The organism is Dyella flagellata, from assembly GCF_030160275.1.
GTDB classification, from domain to species: Bacteria; Pseudomonadota; Gammaproteobacteria; order Xanthomonadales; family Rhodanobacteraceae; genus Dyella_B; species Dyella_B flagellata.
The window spans coordinates 56211-69244 of record NZ_BSOA01000001.1 but is presented as its reverse complement, the minus strand read 5'-3'; the positions used below and the strand labels follow the sequence as shown (position 1 = coordinate 69244).

The window sequence follows — 13034 nt, the reverse complement described above, 5'->3', positions numbered from 1 at the left end:
AGCTACAACGCGCTCGGTCAGCTCACGCTGGTGCAGACTGAGCAACCCGGTGGCACGACCTACTCGCCATACGAAACCCGCAGCTACGACAACGACGGCCGCCTGGCCACCGATGTGTTCTACAACTTGCCCGGTCATCAGGGTGCGGGTACGTACAATGGTTCTGTGGTGACCTTCAGCGACGCAGGCTGGGTCCAGAGCGATACGTTCTACACCTACAACGCCGACGGTGAATTGGTCGATCAGAGCCAATACGCTGAAGAATCCGCACAAAACCTGATCACCCAATACGGCACCGGCGTGGCGAGCAGCGCCTACGCGACCCAGGACACGGCGGTGCCGAGTGCGCCATCGGGTGTCACCGCGGGCGCCTTGTATCTGACCACCGAGACCAACTACGCAGCCGCCGGCCCTGGCTACGGCTATGACGCCGACGGCAATGTGCTTGGCTATCGCGTCACTACCGGCACCACCACCCTCGTCAATGGCCAACCAAGCACCAGCACCAGTACCAGCGGGTACCTCAATAGCTACATCAAGCAGAACAGCTTGCTGCTGACTAACACGGAGCTTACGCCGATTACGGGGAGCGGCAGCCCAAGCCCTAGCACGACCAATACGTACAACGACCTGGGTGAGCTGGCGAGCAGCACGGGCATCGTCAATGGCGTCACGCAAAGCCAGGTGATGGCCTATACCTCGGGTGGTCAACTGCTGCAGAAGAGCACCACCAGCAACGGCAGCACCACGACCACCAGCTACGAATCGGTCAACGAAAACGAACTGGGTAGCGTCGATACCACCGGTGCCATCGATGTGCTTAGCACCACCGGTGGCTACAGCAACAGCAGCACCGGTACGCAAAACTACACGGTGCGGGCCGGCGACACGTTGCAAGGGCTGGCACAGGCCATCTACGGCGATAGCAACTACTACTACATCCTGGCGCAAGCCAATGGCCTGGCACCCACGGCCACGTTAACGGCCGGGATGATGTTGACGATCCCGCAGGTGACCACTGATACGAACGCGGCGAACACGTATCAGCCGTACTCGCAAGGCGCCTTGTTGAGTGGCAGCACCAATGCGCTGTACACCACGGCACAAATCCTGGCGATGTCGATCGATGCGGTGCTCAACCAGCAATCGGCGATTGCGCAGAGCGTCGCCCAGGTGGAAGAGCAGGAGCGGGAAGTGGCTGCTGCCCAAGCGCAGGCTGCACAGGCTGCACAGCTTGCCAATCAGCAAAAAGCCCAGCTGACCCAGGACGAACAGGTAACGGCGACCGCGCAACAGCAGGCGGCCAAAGCCCAGGGGGCGGCTATCGCGGCGCAAGCGGCTGAACAGCAGGCGCAGGCCGCAACCCCCGCGCAGCAGGCGCAGGCCATGGAACTTGCTAAACAAGCCGCTTACAAAGTCGAGGCCGATGCGATCAGGAAGCAGTTGGGAAGCGGTGTGAGTGAATGGACCGCGGTGTACGGTACGGACGAGGCGCTGGTCAGAGCCTACCAAACGCAGAGAGCTTGGATCATCAACAAACCGATGAGGGATGAGATTTGGTCCTCGATCGAGGACTCGGACAGTCAAGGCTTGAATTTCAGTGTACCGGACGGCGCGCCAGGAGCCGCCTATCTCCAGACTCAAACGGAGATCGATACGTACAACCAAAAAATGGCTACGCGGATGGTGGACGCTATCTACCAGGCCAGTACCAGCGCGTTCTTCAAAAATTTCACCGATAAGATGATCGAAAATCTTGTGAATAACGCCGCCACGGATGCTAGCGGTGGCGATACGACGGGAGGCGACGGTACTGACAATTCGGATGGAGGCGGAAACGGCGGCGGAACCGGTTGGTCGAACTTTAGTCTGGCGACCGCGGGCACGGGAGTCGGGGGCGATACAGGTGGCTCGGTCGGGGACCCGTCCGCTTACACCCAGCTGAGTGCGACGGCCACGCAAGATACGTCGCTATATAACCAGGACAATGCACTGGTGCAGCAGGACCGGAACAATTACCAGGCGGCGAGCGAGCAGGCGCAACAGGACAATACCCAGGTGCAGCAAGCCAGCACGCAGGCGGCACAGCTTGATGCGCAGTTGGCTCAGGAGACGAGTAGCGGTGGAGGATTGGCAACTATCGACTCCAATGGAAATGGTGGCAATCGCGACCTGTACATTGGCGATGGCGCAGCCGAACAGCTTATTGCGTCAGAAGTTGGGGTGGGGAATGCCACCGCATCGACGGATAGCAATAGCAATAACCTCGCGTCTTTCCTTGGCGGCGCGCAAATGTTGTCGGACAGCTCATCTCTTGCGAATCTTACGAACGACACTGGAGGGGCCTCTTCTGTGCTTTTGGGCGGTACGGGAGGCTCAGGGTCCCTTTCTAGTCTCACTTGCAGTGCACCTGGACTGGATGGCAATGCGCAAGGCGATCAAGGGCAGTCGAATGACCCCCTGTTGCAAAGTGCCGAAGAGTACGCCAAGCAAGGGCCCAGCCTCTATGAGATATTGAACGGCATAGGCGCTACGCCAATATCGTTTGCGTTGGGTGCCTATCAGGGTGTTCAAGATGGCGAGCAAATACTGAAAAATCAGTTCTCTGCACTTCCGGGCGAAATCCTAAACGGAATAAAATCCATTCCCGGAAAGCTTGCGGAGGCCGATTCTGGCCTCTTGAACTTCGTGTTTAACACTAGCCAACAACAGCAAGGTCAGATTGTTGGATCAATCCTTCAGGCTGTCAGTTCAAACAACATTGCAGATTCGATAAGCAGTCATTTGGATGCGTTCAATAAGTCTGTAATTAGGGAATTTCAGACCGCCACGCCCGAGCAAATGGGGTACGATACGGGCTACAACGTGACAGTAAACTCCCCTATGATAGCTGCTAACATCGCGCTAGATGGGGAGGCTGAAGCTCTTACATGTGTCGCCGACGATGGCAAGGGAATTTTCAGTGCCAGCAGTTTGGTTCCAAACTACGTAGCTACGGGAAATGCACAACCGCTTACCTACGATATCTCCGCATGGAAGAGCTACGGTCTGCCATCAGATGGATATTTCGCGCGGACACTCAACGAACAAGACGCATTTTCCTTGATGCAGGGGGATCAGGTTAACTTTGGTGGCAAGCCAGTAGATGGCTACCCTAATGGCATGGGTTTCTTGGGGTCAGCGGAGGAGGTCAGTTCCATTAACACCGGTGCCGACTACGCTAAAAGCCTGGATCTGACGTATCAGCCCAAGTACCTTCTTGAGTTCCAGCTCAACGATCCGGCGGGCCTACAGAACGTTCTTGAGGCGCCGTACAAAGAGTTTGTTCCGGGTGGGCGAACTGCAAGTGGATATCTTGAATGGAACTATCCGGGAATTAATTCGAACAATATCGTCAATTGGCGTCTGAGGGTCCTGCAATGATTCCGCTAATAGTTAAATGCCTTGATGGAACGAACAAAACTGTCGACATGGCGGATCTCCAGCGGGTTGCAAAGGGTGAGAGTGAGCTTCATCCGGGATGGAGTAGTACGCTCACCTTTTCTTCGGAGCTGAATGCGTTCATCGAGCTTTCCGGAGCGCCCGCCGATGTCAGGGGCAATAGCGAAGGCGCAGCTAATGAAGTTGAAGATGATTATGCGCTGCGGGTCTATGGTAGGACTCGCAACGGGTTGATCTAACTAGCACGCGCTCTTGCCGGCGCCCGCTTCACGCGGGCGTTGCCCCGTCCACGTCCGCCAAAGTAAAATTTCCCCACAAAACGGGGTGGTGCCCCGTCCGCGTCCGCCAAAGTAAAAATTTCCCCACAACCGGTGCCCCGTCCGCGTCCGCCAAAGTAAAAGTATCCCCACAAATGGGGTGAGTTCGTGAAGTCCAGCGAGCGAAGGCGGTCAAATAGTGATCGTCTTCGCTCTCGATCGTTTAGATATGGACTGCTCTTCTGTCGCCAAATCCTTCACTTTTGGTTGAATCTGTAATGACACACAATCCGAACACAGGGCTCTCCCCTGATAGTCGATAGCTGTCTTGCGTGCGAAGAGAAAAGTCGACTACCTTCGCACGTGATACCCCCTGAGAAGCCCATCCCAAGCAACGAATCGCACGACCGACTTCGGTGCATGCGTGGACGGATTTACACCGTGCCACGCCTCCCAAGGTGTCCAGCCATCCAAATGCTGATGAGGCCGTATGCAGTTGTACCAGAAACGGAATTCATCTAGCGCCTGATTCAAACCGAGGCCATGGTACACGGTAAGCCTATCCAGCTTTTCCTTCAACGTACCAAACAATCGTTCGATGCGGCCATTCTGCCATGGCGATCCCGGCCTGCTACGCTGATGCCGAATACCCAGGCACATCAATCCAAAGCGGAAGATGCGCGACGTGAAGCAGGCTTCGTTGTCGGTCTTGATGATGCATGGCAACCCGTGAACCTTGGCCGCTGCAATGATGGCTTCGAGCAATGCTAAGGCCGAGCGTTGCCTAATCGTATGCATCGCCAGAGCCATGCGGCTGCCTGCGTCTATCATGCCGACAATAGTGTGCGATGTGCCATGGATGTCTTCGGCACCCGTCATATCCACGCCCCAAGTGTGGTTGCGAGGCAAGGGCAGCGGCCGTCGATGTTTATACTGCTTGCTGAGTTGAAGGGCCTGGTAACGATGAGCGCGAATCTGTTCGGCCACGAAGCTCTTTCCAACACTTACGCCGACTTTGGCTTTATGCAGGCCGTTGAACGTCGCTGTCACCTTTCGCGAGCCGAAGCCGGTTTCTTGATGGATGCGAATAACCTCGTCGACCACCCACGCGGGCTTGCGTGGATGATGTCGATATGGCTTTTGCATTCGTTTACGGCGATAGCATTTTTCCTGTTGGCGATGAAGAAAATGGTGCAGCCATCGCCAGAGACAAGTGATGAGTAAATGCACTAATTTTTGCATCCGAAGATCCAATGCGGACGAGGCGCGCGACAGGATTGATCCAGCTACGAAAACCGCACACGCAAAGCGACGATCCCCTACATCATCTACCCCATCGATTTGATAGTGTGGGCATGTCACCCACGCTATCAATTTTCCCTGTGTGCGTGACCCTTGCAGCAATGCCAGGAAAAGCGTGGACCGTGAGAGTTTGCCGCTCCCACGATCCACTGAACCACAAACAACTTACGAGGAGTTGCTCATGGTCTCCAAGAATAGTACGACACGCGCACGCCCTTCTGAAACCTTCTGGCTCGGTGAGCCGCCACGGTTTCCCAAAGACCCCGAAAGAAACGAGCGGTACGCCTACTTGATGAAGTTTGCGGGTACCAGCGTGGCCATCCAGGTCATTCGAGGCTTGCTGAAGAGCAGCGAAGCCTTTAATCGCGCAAAGGCCTACAACAGGCTACCGGAACCCGGCGCATTGCCGCTTACTCCCACGCAGGTTGATGGCCTGTGTGCGGCTTTGCATTTTCTTCATCGGTATGGCGATGCCATGTTGATGAAGGAGCATGAGGGCTAGTTACTTCGCGCATGTATGGTCTCAATGCGACACGTCAACCGGAGGATGGCGTGTCGCTTGAGGATGAAGCGCGTATGCAACCTGAGTGACGATTTTTATCAGACGGGGGATTGCACCTGGCTTGAGGTAATGGGCGTCGACCAAACAGATTGCAAGGCGCCCATCCGCCACAAACGCCGTATTCCGAGTGAGGTAATTCTTCACGGACACGCCCTGGCAAATGGTGCGGCGGTATTGATCCAAGGGCTGTTGCGTGCTGCGACGCTAGCTGAGCATTCCTGTGGATGTGCTCTTGAAAAACCTAACAGATAGGTTACTATGAAAGTGTGCAAACATGACGGACTAGTGCTTGCTGTACTGACCCGCGATGAGCACTGCCCACCCCATGTCCATGTAGGGCCTGCTGAATGGAGTGCCCGCTTTAAATTCAGTTTTTGGCACAACAGCGTGTGCTTGTGGGATGTCGTGCCTGTACGGAGCAAACCGTCTGTCAAGGTGCTGGAAGGATTGCGTCAGGCGCTGATGAAGCCAGCTCATCTGCGTAAGGCTCGTGAGGCGTGGTGGTCCGCAATACAGACGATGTGTCTGGAAGACCTACAGTGGGATGTTCATTTGCAGGAGGTTGTCAGTTCGAAGGCAAGACGGGCGGGCGCGGTAAACATTCAATCAGCCAGCTTCGACGCGGTGAGGTACCATGCCATCTTAAGGCTGAAGGGGCAGGCTGAATCCCTGGAGATTGGGCTATGAGCAAAATCAGAGCAGCTACGCGCTTCGATCGGCTAGTGACGGAAGAAGTGCTCGATCGTGCGATAGTGCGCGGAACGCGGCGCAAGAACGCTGGCGTGCATGCGACTTCAGTGAGTTACGTGCCGAAGCTTCATGCGCTGTTAGTGGGTTTCGCTGATCACAGTGCGGTCGTGTTGCCAGTGAATAACTACCCCGAGCTGGAAGCGTTGAGCACCGCTGAACTCAAAGGCATGGAAGTGGGCTTCGGCGGGAGTGCGCTGTGTCTGGGCAAGCGCGACCTGCATATCTCCATTGCAGGCCTGGTAGCGGCCAGCAAGTCGTTGATGGCCATGGCCAATACCGTGGTAGCTACGCATCATGGTAGCCGCAGCAGCAAGGCAAAGGCGGCATCTTCACGCGAGAACGGGCGTAAGGGTGGTCGACCCCGCAAGCATGCAGCGTAGGCGTTGGCCTGGGTCAAAACCAACGATGGGATCGGGCTGCCTTAGTTTCGACCATTCAATCGATCTGGACTGGATGTTTTTGCGCGTTGTGTGCGTAACTTTCGTCATCGCCGAGGCGAGCTTTATAGCGTCTCTTCCGTAAAGCACCAGTGCGGTGAGGTCGCACGCTCTCAAGCCTTGCGCAAATCCGCCAGCAAATCCACAAAACGTTGCTGAAACGCCGGGTCCGCATCCAGCGTCTTGCCAATCGCATCCACCATCGGCACAAACTGCGAATCGTTGCGGAAGTCGCTGCCGAATTCCCATAGCAGGATTTCGCGCACCGCTTGGGTTCTCGCGTGAAGCATCGACTGCTCGTTGGCAAGGTCGGCTTCGGTGGCAAGGCCATGCAGGCGCTGGCGTAGCAGCTGCACGTCGTGCTTCGTCTTGACCGGCTTTTGCGGCCCGCTCGAATCAGGCTTGCCGGGCCGGCTGTTGCGCCGGGCGTCCTGGGTGCGTCCGTGCGCAAGCGCCCTCAATGTTTCCACTAGCGAGGAGGAGGGGGGGATGCGATCCGTGGACATGCCGGTTTCCGAGATGAACAACGCGTTTGACCTAGTGTAGCGGGTGGTGCCAAGTCGTCATGAAATTTCCAAGTGCATGAATGAACCTCAGGTAGAACTTGCATTGCGCAGGGAAGCGTATGTCTTTTCGCCATATCGTCGCCAGCAAAAAATTACGATGTCATCGTGAATTAATACGTTTGGCGTAAGCGTGAAGACAATGTGAGAACTTTGTTGACAGTTGGTGAAGGTCGATCCTAGATTAGATAAGCGTTTTGTCTTGCGTCACAGATTGAGTGTGACGTGGCCCGCAAAACGTCCGAGGACCAAACGACGCGCGACCTACGTCGTAAGGAAGCTGTAAGGGGAAGGAGTGCGCTCGGGAGGCTGTCCGCGCGCAGGGAGCAGTAGACGTGCGGTGGGATGTCCTGGTGTCGAGGGTCTTGGCAGCCCTCGCTGTTGGCTATATCGAAGTTACGCCAAAAAAGTTTAGGGGGGCGCCGTGAGCCGTGCCGCCCTGCTGGCCGGATTCGCGGACCGCGATCCGGGGAATCCCGTTCTTTTGTGCGATCTGCTCGACGAGCTACTCGGGGAAGGGCGTTCCGAGGAAGCTATCGCGCGCCTCGACCAGGCACCAGCTTCGTTGCGAGAAATGCCGGGCGTACGCTTCCGGGAGGCGCGTTGTGCGTTGCTGCGCGGTGATACCAAAACCGCCATCGCCCTGCTGCAAGCCTTGTTTGGCCAGATGGAAATCGTCCCGGCCGGCGTTGTCCACGACTTGGCCTACGCGCAGTTCGTAGAGGGCCGTGCCGACGAAGCGTTGCAGACGCTTGCGCGTGCTCATGAAGGCGATGGCGACCAGGTTGCGCTTGCGCTGCTCAAGGCGCGCGTCCTGCATCGACTCAAACAGCTCCAAGCAGCACTCGAAGCCTTGGCGCCGATTCAATCCGGGGCCCGCTTGCCAGAAGTGCAGGGCTTGCGCGCCTTGCTCTGGCTGGATGTCGGCGACACAACGCGGGCCACTGAGCAAGCGGATTTGGCATTGCAAGCCGACCCCGATCAGCATGAGGCCGGCATTGTACGCGGCACGCTGGCGCTGTGGTCGCAGCGCGTGCAGGAATCGACCGCCGCTTTCGAGCGCGTACTTGCCAAGCACCCCGAATCCGGGCGCGCTTGGCTTGGCCTAGGCCAGAATCTGATGCTGGGCGGCGAGGTGGCAGGGGCGCGTGCCTTGCTGGAGCGTGCGTCCACCACCATGCCCGATCACATAGGCACCTGGCATGCGCTGGCCTGGTGCCAATTGCTGGAGGGCGACCTCGCCGGTGCCAAGCGCAGTTTCGACAAGGCGTTCGCATTGGACAGGACCTTCGGCGAAACGCACGGCGGTTACGCCCTGGTGCATGCGCTGCGGTTCGAGCGCAAGGAAGCGGAGGAATCCATCAAGCGCGCCTCGCGCCTGGATCCGCAAGGTCGCACCGCGCGCTATGCGCAAAGCGTCCTGCTGATGGACGAAGGGCGTGTCGAAGAAGCGCGCAAAGTGATCGACGACATGCTTGCGCGCTCGCCCGGAGTGGGTGCGCTGCCGGCGGATTTCATCTTCAGGTTGCGCGAGCTGGTACGTCCAAGGGGCTGAGCATGGATAGCGATACCGCAATGCATCTGCTTTCGCAGACCCTACTGACAGCGGCGAAGGTATCCGCGCCGATCCTGATCGCCACGCTGGTGGTGGGCGTGGTGATTTCGATCTTGCAGGTGGTGACGCAGATCCAGGAAATGACGCTCACCTTCATCCCCAAGCTGATCACGGTGGTGGCCATGGTAGTGATGACCGGGGCCTGGATGATGGCGGTGGTGGTGGAGTTCACCAAGCATTTGTTCGGACTGATCGCAGGGATGTAGCAAGGTGGCAGTGATCGACACGCTAATCGGCGTTTTCCTGCTTGCGATGGCGAGATTTGCGCCGCTGCTGATGGTGCCTGCGTTCACGCCCTTCAACGGTGTGCCGGCGACGATTCGCATGTGCGTGCTGCTGGCGCTGACGATGCTGGCGGTGGGCGTACGCCAGTCATCGGCGGTGCCGTTGGATGCGGATCATCCGTTGCCGTTCGTGCTGGCCATGGCCGGCGAGTGTGTGCTCGGCTTTTCATTGAGCTTGGCGGTGGTGCTGCCGATGGCGGCGCTGGGCTTTTCGGCCCGCGTGCTGGATATCCAATCCGGCGTGAGCGCCGCCAGCCTGTTCAATCCGAGTACGCGTGCGGCCGAAGCGTTGGCTGGCACGGTGGTGCAATGGGCGGGCTTGCTGGTGTTCTTCTCGCTGGGGCTGCACCTGCTGTTGCTGCGGGGCATGCTCGCCTCGATCGAAATCATTCCGCTGGGCAGTGGCGGTCTGCTGGTTACACCTGCAGTGCTGCTGTCCAAGCTTTCCTCGCAATTTCTGCTGGGCCTGATGGTGTCCGCGCCCACCATGCTTGGCCTGTTCGCGATCGACCTGACGGTGGCCTATGCGAGCCGCTCGATGCCGCAGGCCAACGCCTATTTCGTGGCTTTGCCGATCAAGGTGCTGGCCGGCTTCGTGCTACTGGCCGGATCGTTGCGCTACGCGCCGCCGTTGATCGAGCGCATGTATCGCGACGCGTTCACGCTGTTTACGCCGGCTGGAGTGCACTGATGGCCGACGAGCAGAGCAAGACCGAGCAACCCACAGCGTTCCGCCTGCAGGAGGCCCGCAAGCGCGGGCAGGTGCCGCGCAGCGCGGACCTCAGCGGCATCGTGGTGATGATAGTGTTCAGCGTAGCGCTGGCGACAGCCTCGTATGGCATTGCTGCGGCGCTGGCACGTTCCGTTTCCCGCACGATCCTGATGGCGGGCAATGCGCCGGCACCTTCGGCCAGCCTGGCCGGCTGGTTGCAGCGCACCTTCCAGCCTTCTTGGCAGGCGATCCTGCCGATCGTGATGGCGATGCTGGTGGCGGCCGTGGTGGCGAACCTGGTGCAAACCGGTCCGGTGTTCAGCACCGAGCCGCTGAAGCCGGACTTCAATCGCCTGAACCCGGCGCAGGGCGCCAAGAAAATTTTCTCGCTGCGCCTGCTGTGGGAGTTGTTCAAGCTCACGCTGAAGCTGGGCATCCTCGGCACGGTGGCCTGGATGCTGGCCGCAAGCGTCGGCCACAAGGTGCAGGCGGCGGCTTTTGTTGCGCCCTCCACGATTGGCCTGTTGTTGCGTTCGACCTATGTGCAAGTAACCACCTGGATGCTGGCGCTGCTCGCCTTGGTGTCGCTGTTCGACCTGTGGTTCACGCGGCGCGAATACATTCGCAAGTTGCGCATGAGCCGGCGTGACATCAAGGACGAGGTGAAGCGCCACGAAGGCGATCCGGACATTCGCCAGAAGCGCCGCCGGCTGATGGTGGAACTGCTGAAGCACTCCCGCTCCGTACGCCGCGTATCGGAAGCGGACGTGCTGCTTACCAACCCGACGCATCTGGCTATCGCCCTGAAGTACCGCCCCAAGACGATGCGCTCGCCGGTGGTGCTGTCCAAAGGCAGTGATGCGCTGGCGGCACGCATGCGCAAGCTGGCCGCGCAATCGGGCGTGCCGTGTCTGCGCTCGCCGGAATTGGCGCGTGCGCTGTACCGCGAATGCAAGATCGACCGCCCGGTGCCGACGCATTTGTACAAGCCGCTGGCTCCCATCTACCGCTGGCTGATGAAGCGCCCGGGCAACAGGATTTTCTCGTGAACTCTCTCTTTGGCCAGCTTTGGAACGGCAAGCGCGACGTCATCCTGGTGATGGGGATGATCGCGATCCTGGTGATCCTGTTCACGCCGATTCCGGCGGCGTTGCTGGATTTCCTGCTCGTGCTCAATTTCACCGGCGCGTTGCTGGTGTTGCTGATCACCTTCTTCACCGACACGCCGCTGAGTTTTTCGACGTTCCCTTCGTTGCTGCTGATCACCACGCTGTTCCGCCTGGCACTGAACATTTCGGCCACGCGCCTGATCCTGGACAAGGGCAATGCGGGTCGGGTGATCAATGCGATCGGTTCGTACGTGGTGGGGGGCAACTACGTCATCGGCCTGGTGGTGTTCCTGATCCTGGTCGTTGTGCAGTACGTGGTGGTGACCAACGGCGCGCAACGTGTGGCCGAAGTGGCGGCGCGTTTCACGCTGGACAGCATGCCCGGCAAGCAGATGAGCATCGACGCCGACATGAACATGGGGCTGATCGACGAGCACGAAGCCCGCCGGCGGCGCGCGCAGATCGAGAAGGAAGCAAGCTTCTACGGTGCGATGGACGGCGCCACCAAGTTCGTCAAGGGCGATGCCATTGCCGGCATCATGATCATCCTGATCGACATCATCGGCGGCCTGGCGGTGGGCATGGTGCAGCGGGGCTTGCCCTGGACCGAGTCCGTGCACCGCTACACGCTGCTGACCGTAGGCGATGGCATCGTCACGCAGATTCCGTCGCTGGTGATCGCGGTGGCCACCGGCATCATCATTACGCGCGCCGCATCGGATGCACAGCTGGGCACGGAAATCGCCAAGCAGGTGTTGTCCAGCTCGCGCACCTTGTTGATCGTGGCGTTGGCCCTGGCCGGCTTGCTGGTATTGCCGGGACTGCCGGCGTGGCCGGTGCTGCTGGTGCTGCTGGGCGTGGGTGCGTTGACGTTTTTCGCCATGCGTTCGGGCGCCACCATCGCGCCAAAGCAAGACGCAGCGCCCGAGCCCGAAGCCAAACGCGAAGAAGAGGATCTCTATCGGCTGCTTTCGGTGGAGCCGGTGGAGATCCACCTGGGCAGCGGCATTTCCACCACCTATAAGGCGCGCGGCCTGGACCTGGGCGATCGCATCAGCACCTTCCGCAAGCAGTTCGCGCTCGACCTGGGTTTCATCCTGCCCAAGGTGAAGTTGATCCAGGGGCCGTCGCTGGCCGAAGACGGCTACGAAATCCAGGTGCAAGGCTCGCGCGTGGGGCGTGGCGAGCTGCATTTTGACGCATTGCTGGCGATCAATCCCGGCGGCAAGCGACCGAAGCTGGAAGGACGCGAAACGCGCGATCCTGCGTATGGCTTGCCGGCACAGTGGATCAATCCGGAACAGCGCCAATACGCGCGTGGCGCAGGCTACACCCTGGTCGATCCGGAGACGGTACTGATCACGCACCTGGGCGAAGTTACCAAGCGCCACGCGCCTGAACTGTTGACGCGCGCAGAAACCGAACGACTGGTGTCGCGCGTGCGCGAGCAACAGGCCTCGCTGGTCGACGAGCTGATTCCCGGCGTGATGTCGTATACCGACGTGCAAAAGGTGCTGCAGCAATTGCTGCGCGAGCAAGTCAGCATCCGCAATGTCGAGACCATCCTGGAAGTGCTGGTCGATGCGGGCAAGACGCACAAGCAGACGGATGACCTGGTCGAGCGTGTGCGCGAGCGGCTGGGGCCAAGCATCTGCCAGCGCGTGAGCAATGCACAGGGCGAGCTTTATGTGCTCACGCTGGCGCCGGAGCTGGAACGCTCGATCGTATCGGCGGTGCGCCAACGCGAGGGATCAGGTGCTCTGCTCGCCGATCTGGGCCAGCTGGAGGCGCTATTGGGCGGCCTGGCGAAGCAATCGGAGGCCATGATGGCACGCAGCCATCTGCCGGTGTTGCTTTGCCCGAGCGTGGTGCGTCGTCATTTGCGTGCATTGATCCAACGCAGCCTGCCGCACGTCACCGTGCTGGGCATCAACGAAGTCCCTGCCACCGTGATGGTGAAGGCGTTCGGCACCGTTACCGCTTCGGCTGCCGCATAAGGAGG

Annotated in this window: 11 protein-coding genes; 9 read left to right on the top strand and 2 right to left on the bottom strand. The window is 59.1% G+C overall.

Going from position 1 to position 13034, the window contains the following annotated elements:
* Both QQJ96_RS00340 and QQJ96_RS00335 read left to right on the top strand, forming a co-directional pair.
* A partial coding sequence (locus QQJ96_RS00340) for a LysM peptidoglycan-binding domain-containing protein (RefSeq protein ID WP_284329887.1) occupies positions 1–3423 on the top strand: 3423 nt, incomplete at its 5' end.
* The gene (locus tag QQJ96_RS00335; RefSeq protein ID WP_284329886.1) at positions 3420–3680 is read left to right on the top strand and encodes a hypothetical protein; all 261 of its coding nucleotides are present in this window, start codon (positions 3420–3422) and stop codon (positions 3678–3680) included. The genes QQJ96_RS00340 and QQJ96_RS00335, both read left to right, overlap by 4 nt.
* A gap of 369 nt (positions 3681–4049) precedes the next feature.
* Here QQJ96_RS00335 and QQJ96_RS00330 read toward each other — a convergent pair whose 3' ends face one another.
* Positions 4050–4940: an integrase core domain-containing protein gene (locus QQJ96_RS00330; protein WP_284329885.1), complete on the bottom strand. Its 891-nt coding sequence runs from the start codon at positions 4938–4940 to the stop codon at positions 4050–4052.
* Positions 4941–5181: 241 nt separating this feature from the next.
* Between QQJ96_RS00330 and QQJ96_RS00325 the strand changes: the two genes are divergently transcribed.
* Positions 5182–5502, top strand: coding sequence for a hypothetical protein (locus QQJ96_RS00325; protein WP_284329884.1), 321 nt, complete (start codon positions 5182–5184; stop codon positions 5500–5502).
* Positions 5503–6245: 743 nt separating this feature from the next.
* Positions 6246–6692 carry a DUF2442 domain-containing protein gene (locus QQJ96_RS00320; RefSeq protein WP_284329883.1) on the top strand — a complete coding sequence of 149 codons (447 nt, stop codon included), beginning with the start codon at positions 6246–6248 and terminating at the stop codon, positions 6690–6692.
* A gap of 170 nt (positions 6693–6862) precedes the next feature.
* Here the strand turns inward: QQJ96_RS00320 and QQJ96_RS00315 are convergent, their stop codons facing one another.
* Positions 6863–7255, bottom strand: a complete 393-nt coding sequence (locus QQJ96_RS00315; protein WP_284329882.1) for a hypothetical protein — start codon at positions 7253–7255, stop codon at positions 6863–6865.
* A gap of 481 nt (positions 7256–7736) precedes the next feature.
* On the opposite strand from QQJ96_RS00315, the gene QQJ96_RS00310 reads away from it, so the two are divergent.
* The 5 genes from QQJ96_RS00310 to flhA are packed head-to-tail and all read left to right on the top strand — an operon-like array spanning position 7737 to position 13029.
* Positions 7737–8867: a tetratricopeptide repeat protein gene (locus QQJ96_RS00310; RefSeq protein ID WP_284329881.1), complete on the top strand. Its 1131-nt coding sequence runs from the start codon at positions 7737–7739 to the stop codon at positions 8865–8867.
* 2 nt (positions 8868–8869) lie between these two features.
* Positions 8870–9133, top strand: coding sequence for a flagellar biosynthetic protein FliQ (locus tag QQJ96_RS00305; protein ID WP_284329880.1), 264 nt, complete (start codon positions 8870–8872; stop codon positions 9131–9133).
* A 4-nt stretch (positions 9134–9137) separates the two neighbouring features.
* The gene (locus tag QQJ96_RS00300; protein WP_284329879.1) at positions 9138–9902 is read left to right on the top strand and encodes a flagellar biosynthetic protein FliR; all 765 of its coding nucleotides are present in this window, start codon (positions 9138–9140) and stop codon (positions 9900–9902) included.
* Positions 9902–10972, top strand: coding sequence for an EscU/YscU/HrcU family type III secretion system export apparatus switch protein (locus QQJ96_RS00295; RefSeq protein ID WP_284329878.1), 1071 nt, complete (start codon positions 9902–9904; stop codon positions 10970–10972). Before QQJ96_RS00300 ends, QQJ96_RS00295 begins: the two co-directional genes overlap by 1 nt.
* A complete protein-coding gene (gene flhA / locus QQJ96_RS00290) occupies positions 10969–13029 on the top strand; it encodes a flagellar biosynthesis protein FlhA (RefSeq protein WP_284329877.1) in 2061 nt (686 codons plus the stop codon). The genes QQJ96_RS00295 and flhA overlap by 4 nt, the downstream gene beginning before the upstream one ends.
* Positions 13030–13034 lie beyond the last annotated feature (5 nt).